This is a genomic window from Brevibacterium sp. UCMA 11752 (assembly GCF_021532235.1).
GTDB classification, from domain to species: Bacteria; Actinomycetota; Actinomycetes; order Actinomycetales; family Brevibacteriaceae; genus Brevibacterium; species Brevibacterium antiquum.
This window is the reverse complement of record NZ_JACBOS010000003.1, coordinates 2,953,818-2,977,731: the sequence shown is the minus strand read 5'-3', so window position 1 is coordinate 2,977,731 and position 23,914 is coordinate 2,953,818. Positions and strand designations below refer to the sequence as shown.

Annotated in this window: 24 protein-coding genes and 2 tRNA genes; 19 read left to right on the top strand and 7 right to left on the bottom strand. The window is 61.9% G+C overall.

Features of this window, described 5'->3' with window-relative positions:
* Positions 1-42 precede the first annotated feature (42 nt).
* The 13 genes from HU144_RS13285 to gluQRS all read left to right on the top strand — a co-directional run bounded on the left by HU144_RS13285 (position 43) and on the right by gluQRS (position 11,689).
* Positions 43-1,308 carry a molybdopterin molybdotransferase MoeA gene (locus HU144_RS13285; RefSeq protein ID WP_235351707.1) on the top strand — a complete coding sequence of 422 codons (1,266 nt, stop codon included), beginning with the start codon at positions 43-45 and terminating at the stop codon, positions 1,306-1,308.
* Positions 1,305-1,775, top strand: coding sequence for a cyclic pyranopterin monophosphate synthase MoaC (gene moaC, locus HU144_RS13280; protein ID WP_235351706.1), 471 nt, complete (start codon positions 1,305-1,307; stop codon positions 1,773-1,775). The genes HU144_RS13285 and moaC overlap by 4 nt, the downstream gene beginning before the upstream one ends.
* The gene (locus tag HU144_RS13275; RefSeq protein ID WP_198395595.1) at positions 1,772-2,194 is read left to right on the top strand and encodes a molybdenum cofactor biosynthesis protein MoaE; all 423 of its coding nucleotides are present in this window, start codon (positions 1,772-1,774) and stop codon (positions 2,192-2,194) included. Before moaC ends, HU144_RS13275 begins: the two co-directional genes overlap by 4 nt.
* A complete protein-coding gene (locus HU144_RS13270; protein WP_235347064.1) occupies positions 2,191-2,592 on the top strand; it encodes a TOBE domain-containing protein in 402 nt (133 codons plus the stop codon). The genes HU144_RS13275 and HU144_RS13270 overlap by 4 nt, the downstream gene beginning before the upstream one ends.
* A 73-nt stretch (positions 2,593-2,665) precedes the next feature.
* Positions 2,666-3,430 carry a molybdate ABC transporter substrate-binding protein gene (modA, locus tag HU144_RS13265; protein WP_235351705.1) on the top strand — a complete coding sequence of 255 codons (765 nt, stop codon included), beginning with the start codon at positions 2,666-2,668 and terminating at the stop codon, positions 3,428-3,430.
* 29 nt (positions 3,431-3,459) lie between these two features.
* On the top strand, positions 3,460-5,178 hold the full coding sequence (locus HU144_RS13260; protein ID WP_235351704.1) for an ABC transporter permease: 1,719 nt from the start codon (positions 3,460-3,462) through the stop codon (positions 5,176-5,178).
* A 33-nt stretch (positions 5,179-5,211) separates the two neighbouring features.
* Positions 5,212-6,906 (top strand): AMP-binding protein, encoded by a 1,695-nt coding sequence (locus HU144_RS13255; RefSeq protein ID WP_235351703.1) that lies wholly within the window; start codon positions 5,212-5,214, stop codon positions 6,904-6,906.
* Between the two features lie 144 nt (positions 6,907-7,050).
* The gene (locus HU144_RS13250; protein ID WP_442862659.1) at positions 7,051-7,800 is read left to right on the top strand and encodes an amino acid ABC transporter ATP-binding protein; all 750 of its coding nucleotides are present in this window, start codon (positions 7,051-7,053) and stop codon (positions 7,798-7,800) included.
* 53 nt (positions 7,801-7,853) lie between these two features.
* Positions 7,854-8,753 (top strand): glutamate ABC transporter substrate-binding protein, encoded by a 900-nt coding sequence (locus HU144_RS13245; RefSeq protein ID WP_235351702.1) that lies wholly within the window; start codon positions 7,854-7,856, stop codon positions 8,751-8,753.
* Between the two features lie 67 nt (positions 8,754-8,820).
* Positions 8,821-9,483 carry an amino acid ABC transporter permease gene (locus HU144_RS13240; protein ID WP_198395601.1) on the top strand — a complete coding sequence of 221 codons (663 nt, stop codon included), beginning with the start codon at positions 8,821-8,823 and terminating at the stop codon, positions 9,481-9,483.
* Positions 9,480-10,322 carry an amino acid ABC transporter permease gene (locus HU144_RS13235; protein WP_235351701.1) on the top strand — a complete coding sequence of 281 codons (843 nt, stop codon included), beginning with the start codon at positions 9,480-9,482 and terminating at the stop codon, positions 10,320-10,322. The genes HU144_RS13240 and HU144_RS13235 overlap by 4 nt, the downstream gene beginning before the upstream one ends.
* Before the next feature lie 93 nt (positions 10,323-10,415).
* Positions 10,416-10,733 carry a GNAT family N-acetyltransferase gene (locus HU144_RS13230; RefSeq protein ID WP_198395603.1) on the top strand — a complete coding sequence of 106 codons (318 nt, stop codon included), beginning with the start codon at positions 10,416-10,418 and terminating at the stop codon, positions 10,731-10,733.
* Complete coding sequence (gene gluQRS, locus HU144_RS13225) at positions 10,730-11,689, top strand: tRNA glutamyl-Q(34) synthetase GluQRS (protein WP_235351700.1); 960 nt, start codon at positions 10,730-10,732, stop codon at positions 11,687-11,689. The genes HU144_RS13230 and gluQRS overlap by 4 nt, the downstream gene beginning before the upstream one ends.
* Positions 11,690-11,710: 21 nt before the next feature.
* On the opposite strand, the gene HU144_RS13220 is transcribed toward gluQRS, so the two are convergent.
* Positions 11,711-12,976: a glycosyltransferase gene (locus HU144_RS13220; RefSeq protein WP_235352704.1), complete on the bottom strand. Its 1,266-nt coding sequence runs from the start codon at positions 12,974-12,976 to the stop codon at positions 11,711-11,713.
* Between the two features lie 42 nt (positions 12,977-13,018).
* The gene (locus HU144_RS13215) at positions 13,019-13,930 is read right to left on the bottom strand and encodes a DMT family transporter (protein WP_235351699.1); all 912 of its coding nucleotides are present in this window, start codon (positions 13,928-13,930) and stop codon (positions 13,019-13,021) included.
* A gap of 224 nt (positions 13,931-14,154) precedes the next feature.
* On the opposite strand from HU144_RS13215, the gene HU144_RS13210 reads away from it, so the two are divergent.
* The 5 genes from HU144_RS13210 to HU144_RS13190 all read left to right on the top strand — a co-directional run bounded on the left by HU144_RS13210 (position 14,155) and on the right by HU144_RS13190 (position 18,555).
* Positions 14,155-14,227: transfer RNA gene (locus HU144_RS13210), tRNA-Asn, on the top strand.
* 120 nt (positions 14,228-14,347) lie between these two features.
* A complete protein-coding gene (locus tag HU144_RS13205) occupies positions 14,348-15,400 on the top strand; it encodes an LLM class flavin-dependent oxidoreductase (protein ID WP_235351698.1) in 1,053 nt (350 codons plus the stop codon).
* A 123-nt stretch (positions 15,401-15,523) separates the two neighbouring features.
* Positions 15,524-17,002, top strand: a complete 1,479-nt coding sequence (locus HU144_RS13200) for an MFS transporter (RefSeq protein WP_235351696.1) — start codon at positions 15,524-15,526, stop codon at positions 17,000-17,002.
* A gap of 84 nt (positions 17,003-17,086) precedes the next feature.
* Positions 17,087-18,346, top strand: coding sequence for an EAL domain-containing protein (locus HU144_RS13195; RefSeq protein ID WP_235351695.1), 1,260 nt, complete (start codon positions 17,087-17,089; stop codon positions 18,344-18,346).
* 135 nt (positions 18,347-18,481) lie between these two features.
* Positions 18,482-18,555 (top strand) — tRNA-Ile (locus HU144_RS13190).
* A 95-nt stretch (positions 18,556-18,650) separates the two neighbouring features.
* Here the strand turns inward: HU144_RS13190 and HU144_RS13185 are convergent.
* Positions 18,651-19,127 carry a hypothetical protein gene (locus HU144_RS13185; protein ID WP_235351694.1) on the bottom strand — a complete coding sequence of 159 codons (477 nt, stop codon included), beginning with the start codon at positions 19,125-19,127 and terminating at the stop codon, positions 18,651-18,653.
* 266 nt (positions 19,128-19,393) lie between these two features.
* On the opposite strand from HU144_RS13185, the gene HU144_RS13180 reads away from it, so the two are divergent.
* Positions 19,394-19,885: a DUF3145 domain-containing protein gene (locus HU144_RS13180; RefSeq protein ID WP_235352703.1), complete on the top strand. Its 492-nt coding sequence runs from the start codon at positions 19,394-19,396 to the stop codon at positions 19,883-19,885.
* A gap of 383 nt (positions 19,886-20,268) precedes the next feature.
* Here the strand turns inward: HU144_RS13180 and HU144_RS13175 are convergent, their stop codons facing one another.
* From HU144_RS13175 to HU144_RS13160, 4 genes are all read right to left on the bottom strand, one after another.
* Positions 20,269-21,513, bottom strand: a complete 1,245-nt coding sequence (locus HU144_RS13175) for a beta-ketoacyl-[acyl-carrier-protein] synthase family protein (protein ID WP_235351693.1) — start codon at positions 21,511-21,513, stop codon at positions 20,269-20,271.
* A 65-nt stretch (positions 21,514-21,578) separates the two neighbouring features.
* Entirely contained in the window at positions 21,579-21,830 is a 252-nt protein-coding gene (locus HU144_RS13170) for an acyl carrier protein (RefSeq protein ID WP_009882400.1), read from the bottom strand.
* A 118-nt stretch (positions 21,831-21,948) separates the two neighbouring features.
* Positions 21,949-22,950, bottom strand: a complete 1,002-nt coding sequence (locus HU144_RS13165; protein ID WP_198395609.1) for a beta-ketoacyl-ACP synthase III — start codon at positions 22,948-22,950, stop codon at positions 21,949-21,951.
* A 19-nt stretch (positions 22,951-22,969) separates the two neighbouring features.
* Complete coding sequence (locus tag HU144_RS13160; RefSeq protein WP_235351692.1) at positions 22,970-23,875, bottom strand: ACP S-malonyltransferase; 906 nt, start codon at positions 23,873-23,875, stop codon at positions 22,970-22,972.
* Positions 23,876-23,914 lie beyond the last annotated feature (39 nt).

Below are 23,914 nucleotides of genomic sequence, written 5' to 3'. Positions count from 1 at the left end.
TCTGCCATCCTCCTTGATCAACATCTTCGCTATCATCGTCCCATGACTACCGCCATGATGCATCGTCGCCGTGTGCTCGACACGATCGGCCCACTCCTCGACACGCAGACAAGGCCGATCGGCGAACTCCTCGACTCACCGCGGCGCCTGAGCACTACCGTGAGCTCACCGATCGATGTTCCGGGTTTCGACAACTCCAGCATGGACGGATATGCCGTAGCCGCCTCCACGCTTCGCAACGCGGCACAGAGGCACGACGCAGACGCCAAAGGCATCGCACATACAGTCTACGGCCCCATACCGGTACGCGGCAGGGTTGCGGCCGGAGCGCGCGGCGGAGAGGTGGCGCCCGGAACTGCGGTCGAGATCATGACTGGGGCACCGCTGCCTGCGGGCACCGACACGGTGATCAAGATCGAGGATACGCAGCCGGGGAACTTCGAGTCCTCGGAGATCACCATCACCCTGCCGGCCACGGATACAGGCCCTCAGCCGGGTGACTTCGTGCGGTCTCGAGGCAGCGACGTTGCCGCCGGAACCGCAGTGCTCAATGCCGGACTGATGCTCACGCCGGCTCACCTCGGCGTTGCAGCAGCGTGCGGGATCACCGCGCTCGAGGTCCAGAACCTGCCTCGGGTGCTCATCGTGAGCACCGGGGATGAGATCACCGCCGATGCCGCCGCCGGAATCCATGACGCGAACTCGATCACCCTGGGTGCCAGTCTCCGCCGCCTGGGCGTCGACACGACCATCGTCACCGTCCCCGACGATCCGCAGGCACTTCTTCACGCTGTGCAGGCATCCGAGAGCGACCTCGTCATCTCGACCGGCGGGATCTCGAAGGGTGCGCATGAGGTCGTCAAGCTCGCCGCCGACCTCGACGAAGCCTCGACCATGGTCTTCGAACCCATCGCGATGCAGCCAGGAGGACCGCAGGGATGCGGAACACTGGCCGGAACCGCATGGGTGGCGCTGCCCGGCAACCCGGTCAGTGCCCTGATCAGCTTCGAGATGTTCATCCGCCCCGCACTGTTGGGACTCGAAGTGGACGAAGACCCGCGCGAAACCGAATACCACCGTCTGCTCGGGGGACTCGACGAGGCCCCGCCGAGCGGAAAGCTGCAGGTGCGCCGGGCCGTGATGACCGGTGAGGGCCTCGAGCTCATGGGCGGATCCCGCTCCCACCTGCTCCACAACTATGCCCAGAGCACGCATCTTGTCTTCATCCCACCGGCAGCTTCCGGCGCGCAGTCGGATGAGACTGAGCCCGGCGCAGGCGATAGGCTGAAGACGTGGAAGATCACATGACACTGACGCACATCGACGATTCCGGCGCCGCCCATATGGTCGACGTCGGAGACAAGGACGTGACCAAACGTCGCGCCGTCGCCACCGCACTCATCACCACTCGACACGAGGTCATCGATATGATCGCCGAGGCGGGTCTGCCCAAGGGCGATGCTCTGCCTGTGGCCCGGATCGCCGCAGTCATGGGCGCCAAGCGCACCAGCGAGCTCATCCCGCTGTGCCACCCTCTGCCGCTGACCGGCATCGACGTCGACTTCGAACTCCTCGATGACGCCGTCCGCATCAATGGCGCCGTCAAAACCGTGTCGAAGACCGGTGTCGAGATGGAGGCGCTGACCGCTGTCTCCATCGCCGCTCTGACCATCTTCGACATGATCAAGGCCGTCGACAATCAGGCGATCATCGGCGATATCAAGGTCACCGAGAAGTCGGGTGGACGCAGCGGCGACTGGAGCCGGGACACATGAGCGTCATCCACACCGACATCGTCGAGACCCCGATCAGCACCGACGCCCTCGAGCCCGATGTCCTCAACGACACCTGCGGTGCTGTGGTCAGCTTCTCCGGTGTCATCCGAGACCACGACGACGGGCGGGGCGTCCACAGGCTGTCCTACGAATCCCATCCGCTGGCAACGACCCAGATCGCCGAGGTGGCCGCTGAGATCGCGTCGAAGCACCCGGTCGTGCGTCTGTCCGTGGTCCATCGTGTCGGTGCACTCGAGATCGGAGACGTGGCCCTGGCCGCCGTCGTCGCCTCACCACATCGTCATGATTCCTTCGCCGCGTGCTCGGAGCTCATCGACGAGGTCAAGGCGCGGGTCGCGATCTGGAAGCATCAGTTCTTCTCCGACGGAGACGATGAATGGGTGGGAGCACTCGAATGACGGAACTGCGCATCAATGATGCGGCCCGGTTCCTCGGGGTCAGTGATGACACCATCCGCCGGTGGGTCAGCGAAGGAAAACTCACCCAACACAAGGACGGATCCAATCGGGCAGTGGTTGAGGGGCGCGAGCTCGTGGCGCTGGCGCAGTCGAGTTCTGCGGCCCTCGATGATCCGACCGGTGTCGTGAGTTCTGCCCGCAATCGGTTCGCCGGTCTTGTCACCGATGTGGTCATCGACGGGGTCATGGCGCAGGTCAGTCTCCAATGCGGTCCTTTCCGCGTCGTGTCTCTGATGTCAGCAGAGGCCTGCAGACAGCTCGAACTCGAACCGGGCAGTCTTGCCACCGCCTCGGTGAAGGCCACGATGGTCTCCATCGACACTGCGGCAACCGGCTGACAAGTTCACCCTCGTTGTCGTAGATGATGAGATGAATGTGCGTTTTATCCGCGAATGCGGGTTTAATGGACGGATGAAGCATCTATCTGCAGCGTGCATCGTCGCACTGCTCACACTCACCGCCTGTTCGACCGGCTCAGGCTCGGATTCGGGCTCGGACCCGGGGGAGAAGACAACTCTGACGGTCTTCGCCGCCGCATCATTGACCGAGGTCTTCGACGATGTCGCCGAGGAGTTCAACAAAACCGAGCCCGACGTCGAGGTGAAGTTCTCCTTCGCAGGCTCCTCCGATCTCGTCGCACAGATCTCGGAAGGGGCTCCCGCAGACGTGATCGCCACCGCCGATGAGTCGACGATGAACACGCTCAACAGTGATGACCTACTGGCCGGGGCGCCGCAGATCTTCGCCTCGAACACGCTGACCCTGGCCGTGCCGAAGGGAAACCCGGAGAACATCGCCTCGTCGAAGGACTTCACGGGCAAGGACCTCGTCGTCTGCGCGCCCCAGGTCCCCTGCGGCGCCGCCACCGAGAAGTGGGCGCACCAGAATGATGTCGCACTCGACCCCGTCAGCGAGGAGAACTCGGTCACTGATGTTCTGGGCAAGGTCAGTGCCGGCCAGGCCGACGCCGGCATCGTCTACGTCACCGATGCCGCCCGTGGAAACGGAGACGTCGAACAGGTCGCGCTCGACGGCGCGGACAAGGTCATCAACAAGTACCCGGCGGCGACGGTCGGAGCGAGTGAGAACCAGGAAGCCGCCGATGAATTCGTGTCGTTCCTGAAGTCTGACGAGGCGATCAGGTTGTTCGACGACGCCGGATTCTCGACTCCCTGATCTGACCGTTCTGACTTGGGAGCCCTGATATGAGCAATACGCGCAGGAGACGCGGCCACTCAACGGTGCCGGCGTGGCTCTGGATCCCTGCGGGGCTCGGCATCGCCTTCCTCCTCGTCCCGATCATCGGGATGATCACACGAATCGAGCCCAGCCACCTCGGCGAGATCATTCTGTCGCCGGAATCTCAATTGGCTATGGGACTCTCACTGCTGACCTCCGTCATCGCTGCTCTGGTGAGCGTGAGCATAGGCTTCCCCCTGGGCTACCTGCTCGCGACGCGCACCTTCCGCGGGCAGCGAGTCGTGCGCACGCTCATCCTGCTGCCACTCGTCCTGCCGCCGGTGGTCAGCGGTCTGGCACTGCTCTACACCTGGGGGAGAACAGCCTTCCTCGGGTCCCTGCTCACCGACATGGGACTGGGCTTGGCATATACAACGGCAGCCGTCGTGTTTGCGCAGATCTTCGTGTCACTTCCATTCATGGTCATGTCCGTCGAGACGGCGGTCGCCGCCCGGGGGCAGGACTTCGAACTCGCCGCGGCCGAGCTCGGCGCAGCGCCCAACCGCGTGTTCTTCCACATCACACTTCCGCTCCTGCGCCAAGGAATCATGACCGGCGCCATCCTCTGCTTCGCCCGAGCACTGGGGGAGTTCGGTGCAACTCTGACATTTGCAGGCTCGCTGTCGGGGGTCACCCGAACGATGCCGCTGCAGATCTATCTGGTCCGCGAATCCGACCCGCAGTCGGCAATCGCCTTGTCCCTGCTCCTCATCGTCGTCGCCCTGGTCATCATCGTCCTCGCCTACCGTTCTCCTCACGCACCCAGGCTGCGCTCTCCGGGTTCGGCCGCGGCACCGGCACCGGCCGTGGCACCGGAGGCGGTCGAGGCTTCGACACTCCGGCCGGGTCCGTCTTCGACGTACTCTGGAGGACACACCCCCGAGTCGCACACCGAACGACCGCAGCCGGAGACCTCCGCGGTTCGTCTCAGCGCCAGGCTGCCTGAGCGCGGTATCAACGTCGATCTCACGATGCCGACTGGCTCGACGACGGCGATCATCGGTCGCAACGGTGCGGGGAAGTCGAGCCTCTTCCAGCTGATGACCGGAGCGATCTCTGCCGAATCCGGCTCCCTGCACATCGGTGCTGAGACCGTTTTCGACCTCGACGCGAACAGATGGCCGCCCGTTCACGCCAGAGGCATCGTCCACCTGGCTCAGAACCCGCTCCTGTTCCCGCATCTGAGCGTCATCGACAATGTGGCCTTCGGACTCAGAGCTCACGGACGCCGAACTGCGGAGGCACGAAGAATCGCCGGACGCATGCTCTCGAGCCTCGGCGTCGGTCACTGCGCGGACCGCAGACCCGATGCCGTCTCCGGGGGACAGGCAGCCCGCATCGCTCTGGCCCGAGCACTGGTCACCGATCCGAAGCTGCTGCTCCTCGACGAGCCGCTGTCTGCCCTGGACGTCGACGTCAGGGTCGAGACGCGACGCGTGCTCGGCCAGGTGCTGTCAGATCGAAGCGCTGTCATCATCACCCACGATGTCGACGACGTCACCGCCCTGGCGTCGACGCTGGTGCTCATCGACTCCGGAAGCGTTGCGTTCAGCGCACCCGTGGGTGAAGTCGGAGCCAGCCTGTCGACCGCTTCTCGCCAGTGGCCGGACTTACCTGGACACGACTTCCTGCAGAGCTTTTGCGACGGGGACGCAGAAGGCATACTGTGCAGTAGATCACGCTAGCACCATCGAACCTGCACAAAGGAGCACAACGACGTGGCAGAACTTTCCTATTCCTCAGGACCGTCAGACACACCACTGCTGGGAGAAACCATCCCCGCGCACATCAAGGCGACTGCCGCTGCTCACGCGAACGGTCCTGCGCTCGTCGACCGGTATTCAGACCGTCGGTGGACCTATGCCGAATTCGACCGCGATACCGATGCCCTGGCCATCGGACTGCTGGAACGTGGAATCAAGAAAGGCGATCGGGTCGGCATCTGGGCGCAGAACGTCGCCGAATGGGCACAGATCCAGTACGCTACCGCGAAGATCGGCGCAATCCTCGTCAACGTCAACCCCTCCTATCGCAGCCACGAGCTCGAATACGTCGTCAAGCAGTCGGGCATGAGCATGCTCGTCTCTCAAATCACCGCCCCGCCCCACTCGGATTTCCATGCGATCGCGAGCGAGGTCGCGGCGAAGGTGCCGGGACTCGAACTCGTCTTCCTCGATACGCTTCCGTCCGACCTCCTCGGCGATGCGGTCATCGGCGAACGTGAATCCTTTGCCCGACTGATCGGCAGCGGTCGCAGCCTCCTCGACGATGAGAGCGCCAAGTATTCGGTCCGCCTGCAGAAGCTCATGGACGAGCTCGCGATGGACGACCCGATCAACATCCAGTACACCTCCGGCACGACAGGCTTCCCCAAAGGGGTGACGCTGAGCCATCACAACATCCTCAACAACGGGTTCTTCATCGGAGAGATGCTGGGCTACTCCTCGAAGGATTCCGTCGTCCTGCCGGTCCCGTACTACCACTGCTTCGGGATGGTCATCGGAAACCTCGCGGCTCTCAGCCACGGCGCTGCCGTCATCCTGCCCTCTCCCGGATTCAACCCTGTGGCGAGTCTGAGCGCAGTCTCCGAGGAGAAGGCGACCTCGCTCTACGGTGTGCCCACGATGTTCATCGCCGAACTCGAACATCCTGACTTCTCGAACTACGACCTCAGCTCGCTGCGCACCGGTGTCATGGCCGGCTCGCCCTGCCCGGTCGAGATCATGAAACGCGTCATCACCGACATGAACATGGAAGAGGTCGCCATCTGCTACGGCATGACGGAGACCTCGCCGGTGTCCATGATGACCCGCGTCGATGACAGTCTTGAGGCTCGCACTCAGACCGTCGGCCGTGTCATGCCCCATCTCGAGATCAAGATCGCCGATCCGGTCACAGGTCAAGCCGTCCCACGCGGACAGAAGGGGGAACTGTGCACCCGCGGATATGCTGTCATGCTCGGGTACTGGGAGAACCCAGAGAAGACCGCCGAGGCGATCGATGAGTCCCGTTGGATCCATACCGGCGACCTCGGCATCATGGACGATGACGGCTACGTCGACATCTCCGGCCGGATCAAGGACATGGTCATCCGCGGCGGAGAGAACGTCTACCCCCGTGAGGTCGAGGAGTTCCTCTACCATCACCCCTCGATCAGAGACGTCCAGGTCGTCGGGATCCCCGATGAGAAGTACGGCGAGGAGCTCATGGCCTGGGTGATCCTCAAAGACGGCGTCGAAACCTTGGACGCCGCGGAGGTCCGCGAGTTCTGCTCAGGCAAGCTCGCTCACTTCAAGATCCCGCGTTACGTCGAGGTTCGGGAATCCTTCCCGATGACGGTCTCGGGCAAGATCCGCAAGATCGAACTGCGCGAAGAAGGCGAGAAGATCGTCCACACCACGATCGCAGGCTGAGCACGATTCGCCCTTTCGCGCACGGCGTTAGGGCGCAGAAGAGACTGCAGCCGGCTGCTGACCCAGGTCACAAGTCGGTTGCAGTTTTTCTGGCAAGACGTCACGTTTTTCATGTGAGAACTTTATTCACTAAGATCAACTCTCATGAGAGCTGAATCACAACCGCTGGTGTCAGTCACAGATGTCGAGAAACACTACGGTGATTTTCACGCTCTGAAACACATCAACCTCCATATCAAAGAACGCGAAGTCGTCGTCGTCATCGGTCCGTCCGGATCCGGCAAATCGACGTTGTGCCGTACGATCAATCGCCTGGAGACCATCACCTCCGGTTCGATCACGATCGACGGCAAGGAACTGCCTGCTGAAGGCGCGGCCCTGGCAGAGCTGCGCTCGGACGTGGGCATGGTCTTCCAAGCCTTCAACCTCTTCGCCCATAAGACGATCCTCGAGAACGTCACCCTCGGTCCGATCAAGGTCCGCAAACTGTCCAAAGCCGAAGCCGAAGAGCAGTCAATGGCTCTGCTCGAACGCGTCGGAGTCGCCCACCAAGCCGATAAATACCCAGCACAGCTCTCCGGCGGGCAGCAGCAGCGAGTCGCTATCGCCCGTGCGCTGGCGATGAAGCCGAAGGTGATGCTCTTCGACGAGCCCACCTCGGCGCTGGATCCGGAGATGATCAACGAGGTCCTCGACGTCATGGTCGGACTCGCCGAAGAGGGCATGACCATGGTGGTCGTCACCCACGAGATGGGTTTTGCAAGGAAGGCTGCTCACCGCGTCGTATTCATGGCAGATGGTGAGATCGTCGAGGTCGCCGAGCCCGAACAGTTCTTCACCAACCCCCAGACCCCGCGTGCCAAGGACTTCCTGTCCAAGATCCTCACCCGCTGATCACACCGAACGAAGTTGTCGGTCACACAGCACCACACTTACAAGGAGAAACGATGAAGAAGCTCAGACTCTCAATCGCATCTGTTGCAATCGGACTGCTCGCTCTCAGCGGCTGCGGTCAAGGCGGAACCCCGGATGCTCCTGCCGAGGGCGACGGCGCCCAGGCGGAAGCACCTGAGTACGCAGTCAACGACAGCGCCGATTTCAAAGATTCCAAGACCTGGAAGGCTGCCAAGGACGCCGGCGAGCTGAAGGTCGGAGTCAAGTACGACCAGCCCGGCCTCGGCAACGTCAAGGCCGGCTCGGAACAGCCCGAGGGGTTCGACATCGAGATTGCGAAGATGGTGGCCGCGCAGCTGGGCTTCAGCCCGGACCAGATCAAATACACGGAGACGGTCTCTGCCAACCGTGAGCCCTTCCTGCAGCAGGGAAACATCGACATGGTCGTGGCCACCTACACGATCAATGACGAACGCAAGAAGGTCGTCGATTTCGCCGGGCCGTACTACGTCGCCGGGCAGGATCTGCTCGTGGCCGCCGATTCCGACATCGCCGGTCCTGATGACCTGGCCGGAAAGAAGGTCTGCTCCGTGGACGGCTCGACGCCGGCACAGAACATCGAAGAGAAGTACAAGAAGGCTGAGCTCGTAGCCTATGACACCTACTCGAAGTGCGTCACCGACCTCCAGTCAGGCTCAGTCGACGCTGTGACCACAGACGACGCGATCCTGCGTGGATATGCCAAACAGTACGAAGGCGAATTCAAGGTCGTCGGCCAGCCGTTCACCGAAGAACCCTACGGTGTCGGTCTGCCCAAGGGCGATGACGCCATGCGCGACGCAGTCAACGATGCCCTCCAGAAGGGGATGGACGACGGTGACTGGAAGAAGGCATTCGAATACTCCCTCGGCTCCGCCGATGATGTCGAGATGCCCAAGATCGACCGTTACTGACCAGCCTTCAGATTGACATGATGCGAGGGCACCCAACGGTGCCCTCGCATCGATTAAGGAATCTGGAATGGATTTTCTGCAACTTCTCGAGATGTTCTTCTCAGGCATCTGGGGAACCATCAAACTCTTCACTGTCGCCTTGATCGGTGCCCTCGTGCTGGGAACGATCCTGGCTGGAATGCGAGTCTCACCGACACCGGTCCTGCGGTTCGCTGCCTCAACGTACATCAACGTCGTGAGGAACACGCCGCTGACGCTGGTGATGTTCTTCTGTGCCTTCGGTCTGCCGTTCCTCGACATCCGATTCGGCTCGACCAGCTCCTTCAACTCCTTCATCTATGCAACGCTGGCGCTGACGGCCTACACAGCATGTTTCGTCGCCGAGACCCTCAAATCGGGCATCTCGACGATTCCTGTGGGCCAAGCCGAAGCCGCACGGGCAGTCGGGCTCACCTTCGGACAGACCCTGAGCCAGGTGATCCTTCCCCAGGCTTTCCGCACCGTCATTCCGCCCCTGGGCAGCGTCATCATCGCGCTGCTGAAGAACACCTCAATCGCCTCGGCGTTCAACAACCGAGAGCTCATCTCGGCCATGCGCAATGCCATTGAGGTCCGCGGAGACCTGGTGATCCCGCTGCTGTTCGGGACTGCCCTGGCTTACCTGATCCTGGCGCTGATCCTCGGTCGAGTCTTCGACTACCTCGAGAGGAAGCTGGTGATCCTGCGATGAGCGCACCGACTCAGGTCCTGTTCGACGAGCCCGGCCCCAAGGCTCGCCGCAACAACATCATCCTCTCGATCGTCTCGGCCGTCGTGTTGGCCGGCCTCATCGCCTTCGTGATCTGGAAGTTCGCCGATGCTGGTCAGCTGGACTCGGCGAAATGGTATCCATTCACCTTCTCCCAGATTCAGCTGGTCCTCCTCAAAGGCATGGGGGCCACCCTCAAGGTCGCTGTCGTCGCCTCCGTGCTGGCACTGGTCGTCGGCGTCGTATTCGCGCTGCTGCGGCTCTCGAGCAAAAGGGCCATCTCGGTACCGGGAACCATCGTCCTCGAGTTCTTCCGCGGGGTCCCTGTCCTGCTCCTCATCTTTGCGATGTTCCTCATCTTCGGCAACACGATCGGAGCGTTCTGGTCCGTCGTCATCGGCCTCACTCTCTACAACGGCATGGTTCTGGCAGAGATCATCCGTGCCGGTATCCTCGCAGTCCCGAAGGGGCAGAGGGAAGCCGCCATGGCCATCGGCCTACGCCCGGGGCAGGTGATGAGCTTGGTGCTGATGCCGCAGGCTCTGCGCGCCATGATGCCCACGATCATCGCGCAGATCGTCGTACTGCTCAAGGACTCGGCCTTGGGATTCATCGTCACCTACCAGGACCTGCTCTACCAGGTGAATCTCATCGGCCGCGAGTACAACAACCTGCTGCCGACGTTCCTCGTCGGTGCCGTGCTGTTCATCATCATCAATATGATCGTCGCCGGAATCGCCCGGTGGCTGGAGAAGCGACTGCAGCGCAAGGCCACCGCGCCCGTCGGGGCAGAAGGTCTGTCAGCGAAGACCGCCGCCTGATCGACCGGAACGGGGTGGCGTCGGTGAGTGAAGATCCCGGCGCCACCCTGTAATGTTCGTGACAAGGACGATGCCGCTGACAAGGAGTCCCATATGCAACCCGAACTCAGTTCCACCCCCGTCACGGTGGTCAAAAATCCCGGTCGTGAACGGTTTGAGATCTTCACCGCTGAGGAACCGGTCGAGTTCGCTGGCTTCCTCGGCTATCGGGTCATCGATGACGAGACTGTCGAACTCCAGCACACCATCATCTCCGAAGGCTTCTCTCGCCGCGGATTCGCGCGCACACTGGTCACCACTGTCCTCGATCAGATCCGGGACGAAGGCGGCCGCATCGTCCCGACGTGCAGCTATGTGCAGGATTATCTCCAACGCTTCCCGCAGTACGCCGACCTCGTGACGCAGGCTTGAGCACACAGACCACAGGGCTCGAGACGTCGATCACCGGGGCAGGGCGATTCGCACCAAGCCCAAGCGGTGACCTGCATATCGGCAACATTCGTTCGGGGCTGCTGGCGTATGTCCGCGCGCGACAGACCGGGCGACGGTTCCTCTGGCGCATCGAGGATCTTGATCGGGTCCAACCCGGTGCGGCACAATCACAGCTCGAGGTCTTCGCTGAGCTGGGCGTGACTCCTGATGAGCCGCCGCTCGTCCAGTCGGACCGTATCGACGTGTACACCGAAGCGCTGAGCCGCCTCGCGGGACAGGGTCTCGTCTACGAGTGCTACTGCTCACGCAAGGACATCCAACAGGCGCCATCGGCACCGCATTCTCCGCCCGGAGCGTATCCCGGGACCTGTCGTGATCTGCTGGAGTCCGAACGAGTTCAGCACCGACAGCGTCTTTACGAACAGGGGCGCCGCCCGGCACTGCGATTGAAGACCGACAACGCTGAAGTCACGGTTCAGGACAGGCTGCTGGGCGAGATCACGTCCCCGGTTGATGACCTGGTCCTCAAGCGCGGCGATGGAGTCTTCGCCTACAACCTCATCGTGATCGTCGATGACGGTGCCAGCAGTGTCGACGAAGTGGTGCGCGGGGACGACCTGGCCACCTCGGCGCCTCGTCAAGCTCATCTGGCCCACCTGCTGGGCCTGCCGCAGCCCTCGTGGCTGCATGTTCCACTGGTCGTGAACACAGCTGGCAGACGCTTGGCCAAACGTGACGGCGCGGTCACCTACCAGCAGCTGCGCGCCCAGGGCTGGACACTCCAGGATGTCTACGCGTGGATGTGCTCATCCCTCGGGTTTGCAGGCTCAGCAGGATCGTGGTCATCTCTCGATGACATGGTGGCAGGCGTGGACTTCGATCGTCTTCGTACCGGGGAGACTGTGTTTGTTCCGCCGACAGGCGCAGATGGCTGAAGGCTCAATCATCTGACTGTCTCAGGCCGCTGCAGTAAGGCCTTCGGTGATGACCTTGCTGTAGATGGATTCGAACGTGTCGAGCGTGTACTCGATGTCATGCTTGGCGACCACATTGAGCGATGCCCTGGACATAGTGTCGAGATCGGTGTCGGAAAGCTCGCAGATCTGGGTGAATCGCGAGGCCAGCTCCTCGATATCCCGCGGCGGGAACAGGAATCCATTGACACCGTCCCTGACCAGGTGTGGAAGCGCAACCGCGTCAGCGAGGACAACGGGTTTGCGTGAAGCCAGTGCCTCCAGCGTGGCGATGGACTGGAGCTCAGCTGTCGATGGCATGCAGAAGAACGTGCACCGCTGGTAGGCGTCCATGAGCTCTTTGTCGCTGATCTTGCCCAGCACGTGGATGCGATTGGCGATTCCGAGATCCGCGGCCAGCTCCTTGAGCGGCTCCTCCTGATCCCCGCCACCGACGATGTCGGCTTCGAGCCCGAGCGCAGGGTTGGTCTTTGCAACCGCTTCGACGATGTCGGCGGCGTGCTTCTCCGAAGAGAGGCGGCCGACGAAGAGGACACGCGGCGGAGCCGCGACCTCGGTGCCGGAAGCCGCGGTCGCTCGCTCAGACGCCGTTGGCGACCCTTCGGACGCCTGCTCGGACGGGGCAGTCTGATCGTTCCGGACGGCTTGATCGTTCTGAGCAGTCTGATCGTCACGCAGGTGCGCGAACCGTTCCAGGTCGATACCGCAGGAGACTGCGCGAATCGGGGAGGTGAACCCGTTCTGCGTGAGCAGGTCGGCAGCGAGCTGCGTGGGAACCGTGATGAAGTCTGCTGACTGGAATTTCCTGCGCAGATCCCACCACGCCACGGCAGTGCCACCGTCGAGGAGGGATTTCGGTGCCCGCAGATAGGGTCGAACATTATCGGGCATGAAATGGTTCGTGGCGACCACGGGAATGCCGCGTTTGCTCGCCTCCGAAAACGCGTAGCGACCGATGACGAAATGCGCCTGAGTATGCACGACATCGGGCTGAAGAGAATCGAGGAGGCGAGACAACTCGGGTTTCGTCTGCCAAGGCATGCAGATGGTCCACGTCGGATGCAGGGGCCAACGATGTGAAGTCAGTCTGTGGACCGTGACACCGTCTTCGGTGCTCACCGAGGCCTTTCCTGTCGCGGAGGGACAGGCGACGTGAACATCATTGCCGCGGGCAGCCAGCCCGGCGGCCAGACGTTCTGCGAACTTCGCGGCGCCATTGACCTCGGGTGCGTAGGTTTCCGTCGGAATGAGAATGCGGCGGGCTGGGGTGTGGCTATGCGCGGACAGGATTCAACTCTCCTCGGTGTCGGTCAACTGGTCTGTGCGACGAGCGACTCGACGCTGGTGTTCTCGATCTTTGACATCGGGGTGATACCGCGACAATACAACGACGCCCAGACACGCGACCAATCCTGTGGCTGCGATCATGACGACAAGCCATACCGGAGCAGATGACGCTTCCCCGAGAACGACCGAACCAAGGACCACTGCGCCGATGGGATCAACGACAGTCAGGCCGGCGATGACCATCTCCGGGGGGCCGGCCGCATACGCGTTCTGGACGAACCAGGCTCCGATCGCAGTCGCGGCGATGAGGCCGATGACGTTGAGCCACGTGACCTGGTCGATTCCTGCGCGGAGCAGCTGCACGCTCACGAGGTGTGTATTCGTGGCCACACATGCGAACAGCAGACCCGCAGCCATGATGAGCACGAGTTGGGGCGCACTCCGGAAGAACAGCATGATGCCCAGGCCCAGCGCGAGGATGACTGCAGTGATCCACACCAGGGGCAGCGCGTCGGATCCCAGATGGACCTCTGTTCGGGCAGTGGTGGCTGAGAGCGCAACGAAGATCGTCACCCCCACAGTGCACCAGATGACAGCCTGCACCAGACGTCGGTTGACCTTGAGCCCACGATGGCGCACACCCAGAAGGACGGACACGATGAGGGAGAAGGCACCGACGGGTTGGACGACCATGACCGGTGCCAGCGCCAGAGCGACGATGTTTCCCACGGTGCCCAGACCGGTGATGATCAGTCCGATCAGCCATTTCCTGTTGCTCAGCAGCTCTTTGAAGTGAGCCCAGCTCAGCCCGTTGTGGGAGTCGTTCTGATCTGCGACGGCGTCATGCTGGTACAGCGCTCCATAGGCCAATGCCACCGCAGCAAGGACGGCGAGGGCGATTGCCACTAAGGTCACGTGCACTTCTTCCGCTGCATGGGTGGGGTGAGGAATCCCCTTGATTTTACAGTGCGGTCACCTCGCCGAGGTGGTTGTTGACTGAGTTTGTCCTGACTGTATGGATTCCACGCTGTCCGGTGGTGGGGTTAACCGGAACTGTGAGCTAAAGCACTGTTGTCCGCTTTGTCGTGGGCCGAGTGTCTTTGCTAAGCTGACACAACGTGCGCAGGCAACTGCGCCTTTCCTCCGTAGCTCAGTTGGCAGAGCATTCGACTGTTAATCGAAGGGTCGCTGGTTCGAGCCCAGCCGGGGGAGCAGCTCAGGCCCCGTCCAGAAGGACGGGGCCTTTGTCGTCCCCGCGGTTCCGGCGCACTGGCCTGGATCGCGCGCCGAGCAGGCGGGAATAGTTGATCGATCAAGTAGGTTGTCGAGGGTATGAAGGCATTCGGGTTCTTGAGTTTCGGTCACTACGGTTCGGGAAGTGCTCCGGGGGAGTACGGGGCGAAGGAGGCGCTGCAGCAGGCAGTCGAGATCGGCGTCGGGGCCGATGAGATCGGCGTCAACGGCGCGTATTTCCGGGTTCACCACTTCGCTGAGCAGGCGGCCTCGCCGATGCCGCTTCTGGCAGCGATCGCGGCCAAGACCTCTCGAATCGAGGTCGGGACCGGTGTCATCGACATGCGCTACGAGAACCCTCTCTATCTGGCAGAGGAAGCCGCTGCCTTAGACCTGCTCTCTGATCAGCGAGTGGCTTTGGGCATCAGCCGGGGATCACCGGAACCAGCCGACCGAGGTTGGGAAGCCTTCGGCTACAGCGACAGCTACGATGCGAAGGCCGCGAACATGGCCCGCGAGAAGTTCGCGCAGTTCCTGTCAGCAATCAAGGGCGAAGAACTCGCCCCAGCAGATCCGACGCAGTTCGGTCCAGGCAGGAAGCTGCGCGTCGAACCTCATTCTCCGGGTCTCGAACAACGTGTCTGGTGGGGCGCCGGTACTGCGGCGACCGCCGAATGGGCCGCTGCCCAGGGCGTGAATATGATGAGCTCGACCCTGCTGACCGAAGCTACCGGTGCATCCTTCGGCGCGCTGCAGCGCGATCAGATCGATCGCTATCGCGCAGCATGGAAGGACGCTGGCCATGACTGGACTCCGCGCGTGTCCGTCAGCCGCAGCATCTTCCCGATCACCACGAACCTCGATGACCTCTACTTCGGTCGCCGTTCAGGTGGAGAAGGTGATCAGATCGGGATCATCGATGGTACGCGCTCGACTTTCGGCAAGACCTATGCGGGCGAACCCGACGAACTCATCGAGGCGCTGAAGGCCGACCCCGCGGTCGAAGCCGCGGACACGGTCCTGTTGACGATTCCCAGCCAACTCGGCGTGGACTACAACCTCCACATCCTGGAGTCCTTCGCCAGCTACGTCGCTCCTGCTCTGGGATGGCAACCAAATACATCCGGCCCGGTGACCGGTTCCGCCGTGTGATTTAGCCCGAGGTCTGAACACTGGCACGTATGATGAAACAGTTCCCACATAGGGAACTGTCGAATCGACTTGGTTCCGTACGGCAACCTCTGTGCGGAATGCAGTCTGAACAGAGGTGATCAGGTGAGCGACGGCCAGCGGATGAATCAGATTCAAAGACGAATCGTCCTCATCGGTCTCGTCCCGCTCTTCATGTCTCTGCTGTCGGTATCCATCATCAACGTCGTCCTGCCCGCCATTGAGGCGGATCTTCAGGCATCGTCCTCGGCTCTGCAATGGGTCCTGACCGGCTATGCCCTCTCGTTCGGCGTTGTTCTCGTCGCGGCAGGTCGAGCAGGCGACGTCTTCGGACGCGGCCAGCTGTTCATGATCGGAGTGGGCCTGTTCGGCCTGGCCTCACTCGTCGCCGGCATCGCGCCCGGGGCACTGACGCTCAACATTGCTCGCGTCTTCATGGGACTCGGATCCGGACTGCTCAATCCGCAGGTCGTCGGGCTGCTTCAACAGTACTTTCAAGGGCCACAGCGCGGGCGCGCGTTCGGACTGATGGGCACCACCGTCGGCCTCTCCGTTGCCACAGGTCCTGTCCTCGGCGGCGTCTTCATCGCTCTCTTCGGCCCGGAGTTGGGTTGGCGTGCGGCTTTTCTGGTCAATGTCCCCTTCGCGGTCATCTCCCTCATCCTCGCCAGGAGCTGGCTGCCGAAATCAGCCTGGCACCCCATCTCTGCCAACGACGGCACCGATGCGAGCTCGACAGCCACCTCGGCGACTAATGGACAAGTCCCGAAAAGGGATCGAGACCTCGATCCCGTCGGAGTGGTTCTGCTCGGTGTCGGTGTCCTCCTCGTGCTGCTGCCCTTCGTCGAGTCCTCTGTCGGGTGGTTCATCTGGCTCGGCTTGCCACTGGGAATATTCACCATCTGGCTCTGGACCCGTTGGGAGTGCCGGTACTCTGCCCGTGGACACGCTCCCATGGTCGACCTCAACCTGTTCAGCATTCGCAGCTTCAGCAACGGTTCGATCATCATCACCCTCTACTTCATGGGTGTGACGAGCGTCTGGGTGCTCATCGCGATGTACATGCAACAGGGCTTGGGCCACACTGCGCTGGCAGCAGGCATGATCGGACTTCCGGCTGCGTTGCTCTCTGCTGTATCGGCAGATGTGTCCGGACGTTTCGTGTTCCAAATCGGACGCCGACTCGTCGTCTGGGGGATCATCACCTGCCTGGTGGGTCTGGTCTCGACGATCGGCGTGGTTTTCCTGCTCACCCAGGGCATCGGCAGCGAATGGTGGATGCTGCTGACTCTGTGCTTCATCGGTGCCGCGCAGGGCATGGTCATCAGCCCTAACCAGACCCTGACCCTGCAGGAAGTGCCACTGAAGTATGCGGGCTCGGCCGGGGGAGTCCTGCAGACCGGACAGCGCATCGGCACGTCGATGGGATTGGCCATCATGACCGCTTTGGCCTTCGCTGTCACGGCAGTCAGCGATTGGAACATCGGAATGATCAGCTCATTCGCAGCGATTGCGATCATCGTGGTTCTGGCCGGAATCGTCGGTTTGGCCGAGGTCAGGCGAGGCCGACGCCGTCAGCTCTGAGCGCAATAATGTTACGGAATATAGACAATCGAGTCTGTTCTCATGTGGAAGACTGTGAACGCACGTTTGCCCATGGAAGGACATATGGTGGTTGAGGCGGTACACGATCTGGACCTTGCTCTCGAGGAGTTGGTGCGCTCAGGTGGGATCGAAACCTATTTCGCCCCCGTCGTCGATGCGTACACCTTCGACAAGGTGGGATATCAGATCCTGCAGGCCCCCACAGATGACCCGGCACTCGGGCACGCTGAATCCGAGATTCTCCGCCGCGAGATGCATGCCTCGGCAATGATCGGCGACATCGATGCCTCGCTTCGAGCAACAGCGCTGAGGACCGCCGAGGCAGCCGGACTGCCCAAGTCGAACCGACTCTTCCTCCATGCCGAGGGCGAATCCTTCGCCACCCTTGAAGATCGCACCGAAGAACCCGACCGTTCGGTCATCCTTCAGCTCGATGCCTCCCGCGTCTCATCGTCGCCGGCATCTGTACTCCGCGCAGTGCGTCAGGCGCGCTCGATGGGATGGGGTGTAGGCATGTCATCCGTCGGGGCTGACCTGCGCAGCACCTCCTTCGTGCCTCTGGTCAATCCGTCTGTCGTCGGTCTTCATCCCGACGTACTGCGCATCGACTGCGAATCGCACCTGGCCGAACTGAATCGTCTGCTCCACGCTCACCTCGAACGCACAGGCGCAGTGATCCTCGCCGAGGGCGTCACCACCGAAGACGATCTCGACCGAGTTCGCGCGTTGGGCGCACGCTTCATGTCCGGTCCGTTCTTCGGTCCCGCAACCAAGCAGCCCGAACCATTCGCCGAGCCGATCGAGGACGGATTGATCGATCACCATTCGCGTAACCTCGCGGCTCTGGGCACTCCCTATTCGATTGCCCAGGGTCTGCGGCGCGAACCACTCGTGATGAATCGTGAGCTTCTCGTCGCTCAGATCGCTGCGCTCGAAGAACGCGCCCTGGCTTCAGGTGCCGCCACAATCACCCTCGGCGTCTTCGGTGAAGATGAGACCTTCTCCCAAGCCACCCGAGACCGCTATGAACGTATTCGCGACACGGTCGGTCTGACGGCGATGTTCTCGGGTGGGTTCACGGAGCCGCCGATCCCGGGTGTGCGCACAGGAGTCGTGGACGCATCAGATCCCATGCGCAATGAGCACGGCGTCGTCGTGGTCGGTCCCGACTGGTCAGGTCTCGTCGCGGCGTCCAAACGCAACGATCCCGGCAGTGACGGTCAGACCGTGTTCGACGTCTACATCACGACCGAGCGCTACACCTGTGTCGACGCCGCTCGAAGTGCGCTGACCCGCATATCACCGGTCTCCTCAGCGAGCTGATCGTCTCCTGCCCCTGACCGGACTCTGCCTTCGAGGGAATGGGGCAAGAACGGGATCTGACGATGCAGCCATGCTCGGCTGCGCGTGAGCCGAATGGGTCCAGGCCGTCAGTTGGTGTTAATCTTATTTCTGCTCGCCCCCGTAGCTCAGCTGGTCAGAGCAGGGAACTCATAATTCCTTGGTCGTCGGTTCAAGTCCGACCGGGGGCACCGCTGTTGTAGTCTTCGTTCATGTCTATTGTCGTCCGATCCCGGCTGTCCGAATAGGGACTGCGCGACTGGGTGAGGGACTGCGCAACTGTGTGTCAGTCACGATCTTCTGCTTGAGGGGCTTTCCTGCCCCAGGTGAAGACATCACCGGAAAGTGGCGCGTATGCCGTCCACTCGGCATCGGGACCGGCCTCGGCCACCAGTTGCGTCACGCGCTTCTGCTCGGCTTCGAGCTCTTCAGCGATAGTCGAAAAGGCTGTGGAGGCCCCCTCATTGTCTGCCGGTCTGCGGCTGTGAACCGTGTACGTCGGTGCAGTGGTTTCGTAAGAGGCGAATTCGATGACGAATTCCTCGCCGAGTTCGTTCGCGACCCGTCCGGCCAGATCGATGCCTGTCTTAGTGAAGGCTCGAGCAAGCTCCGGTGATTTCCAGTTGAAGTCGGCGTCCAACGCTTCGTAGTACGACCGTTCCCACGCTTCCAGCTCGCGAATCAGTCCCGAGGACAAATCGGTGTCCTCATAGTCAACGGGGTAGACGAGCCAAAGGACGGTGTCAGCATAGTCTGGGAACATTCGCACAGTGGTCGGTGTAGCGCCTTCCTGCAGCATGGCGCCATCGTAGCGCACAAGGTCGCTGGTTCTTACCGACCCTTCGTTCGTCCAGCTCGGGCAACCCGCGGACGCGCTCCCTTCCCGTCCTCGAGCAGAACCTGGCTACACGCGACGCCACCAGGTCATTCAGTGCTTGGCGCACAGACAAAACTCGTCTATCATTGGCTCTAGCACCTCCTTTCGGATCGTAGGGGAAGACGTATCCGAGGTAGGAGGCACAAATGGATATGACACAGGGCGTACTATTCGTCCACTCAGCACCTCGCGCGCTATGCCCGCACATCGAATGGGCAGCGGGCGGGGCAATCGGTGCACAGGCACGCTTCGACTGGACACCCCAGCCGGCAGCGCCAGGCCTTGTGCGTGCCGAAGTCTGCTGGCGTGCGCCAGCAGGTTCTGGTGCTCGCATCGCATCCGCTCTCCGCGGGTGGGACTCACTGCGCTATGAAGTGACCGAGGAGCCTTCCGGCGGAGTCGACGGCGGCCGTTGGAGCCACACTCCAGACCTCGGGATCTATCACGCAGTCACCGACTCTGCAGGCAACATTCTGGTTCCCGAAGATCGCATTCGCTCCGTCATGGAACGCGCTTCCGGTGATCCGGCCAAACTCTCCACTGAGATGGCTCTGGCCCTAGGCGAAGCCTGGGACGAAGAGCTCGATGCCTTCCGCCACGCAGGCGAGGGCGCTCCGGTGCGCTGGCTGACCAAGGTCGGCTGAGCCTCTCACCAGACTTCCGGCGCCGTCGGTTCTACCAAGACGCACGAAGGCTGCTGCAACACGACTATGGGCACACCTGCCTACCTCGGGTGTGCCCATAGTCATATGCAGATGCGCCAGCATACAGCTCTACGACGACACGAGTTCGGTCCCAGTGTCGCCTCGTTCAACGGTGAGCCAGATTATCTCGTCTGAGCAAGCGGGATAATCTGACTCAGCGTTGATTGAGCGGACAGGTGGTTGACTGAGCGCACGAGTCACTGAGTTGATCGGTGGCCCAGACGCAGATCAGGCCCCAGCATGATTGCTGGGGCCTGATCTCATGGTCGCTCAGAGGCTCGATCAGTTGTGACTGGACCGCCGCCTCGAGAAGCGCTGACGTATCACACGGACTTGAAGGCGACGACGGCATTGTGCCCGCCGAAGCCGAACGAGTTCGAAATCGCTGCGATGTCTCCGGCTGGAAGTTCTGCAGGGGTGTCGCGGACGATGTTGATGCCCACGACCTCCGGGTCGACCTCGTCGATGTTGATCGTTGGGGGAGCGGTGCGTGTCTGCAGCGCCTTGACCGTGAGGATCGACTCGACAGCGCCTGTTCCACCCAGCAGGTGGCCAGTCATCGACTTCGTGGCACTGACCAGAGCGTCACCGACGTGAGAGCCCAGCAGCTGGCTGATCGCCAAAGACTCAGGGATATCACCAACCGGTGTCGAGGTTGCGTGAGCGTTGACGTGCTTGATATCTGCGGGGCTGAGCTCCGCATTGTCCAGCGCACTCTGCATCGCACGCAGCGCGTACTGTCCGCCTGGCTCACCACCGGTGATGTGGTAGGCGTCGTTGGAGATGCCCCAGCTGGACACCTCGGCGTAGATCTTCGCTCCGCGCGCCTTGGCATGCTCCTCGGTTTCAAGGATGAGGGTACCCGCGCCTTCGCCCATGACGAATCCATCGCGATCGACGTCATAGGGACGTGATGCAGTCTCAGGGGAGTCGGTGCGGCGTGAGAGTGCCTGCATGGAGTTGAAGGAGGCGATCGTGATCGGATGGATCGCAGCTTCGGAGCCGCCGGCGATGACGACATCGGCGTGACCGGAGGCCACAACGTCGTAGGCGTGGCCCAGGCTCTCGGTCGACGACGCACACGCCGAGACCATGGTCTGGACACCAGCACGGGCCTTGAACTCCATGCCGATGGCTGCTGCGGGCCCGTTGGGCATGAGCATCGGAACGGTCAGCGGCATGACCCGGCGTGGGCCCTCTTCCTGGAGCGTGTCCCAGGCATCGAGCAGAGTCCAGACACCGCCGATTCCGGTCGCCCAGGAGACTGCGGTGCGGTCTGGGTCCGTCTCCTCGAGGCCGGCATCAGCCATGGCCTCACGGGCGGAGATCAGAGCGAACTGGGAGGAGGGGTCGAGGCGCTTGGCCTGGACACGTTTGAGATTATCGGGCACGACCTGTGGGTCGACCTGTGCTGCGAAGTCGACGGCGAGGCCGTACTTCTCGGACCAGTCATTGTCCATTGTGTGGACGCCGGACTTGCCGGCCAGTATGGCTTGCCACGTGGCATCGGCCGTCGCGCCCAATGGGGTTACCGCACCAATCCCGGTGACGACAACTTTAGGTGTCATGGTACAAACCTCGTCGATAGTGTGGACACGGCCCGTCGGTGGACGGGCCGTGTTCGGCTAATTTCTCAGGCCTCTTGAGCCTTGTTGATGTAGTCAACAGCGTCCTGGACGGTGACGAGGTCTTTGACGTCGTCATCCGGAATCTTCACGCCGAACTTCTTCTCAGCGTTGACGACGATGGTCATCATCGAGATGGAGTCGATGTCGAGGTCATCGGTGAAGGACTTGTTGGCCTCGACTGCTTCCACAGCCAAACCGGTTTCTTCGTTGACGATCTCTGCCAGTCCAGCGAGGACTTCAGCTTCGGTGAATGCCATTTCTTTCCTACTTTCTAGTGTCAGCCGAGGGTTGTTCGACCGGTTGAGGAACTTTTCGACGAGTGTCCCGCCGAATATCTTAGGACATTCACGGAGAGTTTTCCGTGAATGAACCCGTTTAAGGGAGGCGGATCACTTGTGCGCCGAAGACCAGACCGGCTCCGAAGCCGATCTGCAGGGCGTATCCGCCGCTGAGTTCAGGCTGTTCGCGCAGCAGACGTTCGGTCGCCAGCGGGATGGAGGCCGAGGAGGTGTTGCCGTTGTCGGCGATGTCGCGGGCGATGACGACGTGCTCGGGCAGCTTGAGCTGTTTGGCGAGTTCGTCGATGATTCGCATGTTCGCCTGGTGCGGGATGAAGGCAGCCAGGTCGGCGGCTTCGATACCGGACTCGGCCAATGCCTCTTTGGCCACCTCGGCGCCGTCCCAGACGGCCCAGCGGAATACGGTCGGCCCATCCTGACGCAAGGTGGGGAAGGGAGTGTCGCGGTTGTCGCGGACGTCGTAGAGAGACTCGGTCATGCGGATCGTCGACCAGTTCTCGCCCTTCGAGCCCCAGACGGTCTTCGAGATGCCCGGCTCGTCCGATGACGAGACGACGACAGCACCGGCTCCGTCACCGAGGATGAAGGAGATCGAACGGTCCTCGGGGTCGATGACCTCGGAGAGCTTCTCGGCACCGATGACCAGAATGTTGTCCATGGCGCCGGAACGGACCAATGCGTCGGCCTGTCCGATGCCGTAGCAGTAACCGGCGCATGCCGCACTGATGTCCCAGGCGGGGATGTGGCCGGTTCCCAAGCGGTCAGTCAGCGCTGCCGCCGCCGAAGGAGTGAAGTATTCGAAGGTGACGGTGGCGATGATGATGCCTCCGATGTCTTCGGGCTTGAGTCCGGAGGAGGCGATCGCTTCCAGCGCGGCCTCTTCGCACATGTCGATGACACCGACGTCCTTGCTGGCACGACGCCGGGTGATGATGCCGGTGCGCTGGCGGATCCACTCATCGGAGGAGTTGATGGGTCCGGCGATGTCGTCGTTGGTGACGAGGTTTTCGGCACGATAGGCGCCGATGCCCATGATCTTGGAGAAGGTTCCGGATTCTGCGGTCTTCAGTGTTGGCATGATGGTCTTCCTTTGATGATCAGGCGTGGGCCGCGGCGAAGTCACGCGCACCGCCGAGGTCTGCAGCGGACTTGATGGCGAATGTCTCCACGCCCTTCATGGCGCGTCGGGCGATTCCGGTCAGAGTGCCACCGGGGACGAGTTCGATCATTCCGGTGATTCCCGCATTCAACAGCGTCTCCTGGCACAGATCCCAGCGAACAGGGTTCGTGACCTGCTTGACGAGGCGGTCGACATAGTCCTGACCGCTCTCGACGACCGTTCCATCGCAGTTGCTGAGGACATAAGTGGAAGGATCTGCGATCTCCAGCGCCGAGGCAGTGGCGGCCAGTTCCTGGGTCGCCGAAGCCATGTACTCGGTGTGGAAGGCACCAGCTACGGGCAGAGCGATGACGCGTGCTCTCTCCGGCGGGTTCTCCGCCAGCTTCTCCAGATGCTCCAAGGATCCCGCTGCCACCGTCTGTCCGCCTCCGTTGACATTGGCTGGGCTGGCACCTGCTGCCTCGATGGCTGCCAGAACGTCGGCAGGTTCGCCGCCGACGACGGCTGACATGCCTGTGGGAGTCTGCGCCGCGGCCGCTGCCATCCCTGCGCCGCGCACTGCGACGAAGCGCATGGCATCGGCTGGAGAGAAGACACCGGCGATCTGTGCGGCAGCGATCTCGCCCACGGAGTGCCCGGCGACATACTCTGCCTTGGCTCCGAGCTCAGCGGCGCATGCGATCGCTGAGGCGACGAGCAGCGGCTGTGCCAGTGCTGTGTCCTTGATGGTCTCGTCATCCGATTCGGTTCCGTGCAGGCGCAGGTCGATCCCGGATGCGGAGGAGAGTTCGTCGATCTGTGCGGCGAAGGCGTCGAGTTCCAGGAAGGAACTCAGAAAACCCGACTTCTGGGCGCCTTGGCCCGGGCACGTGATTGCTAGCACTCAGTTCTCTTTTCACTCGACTTCGGTGTTCAATCTAGT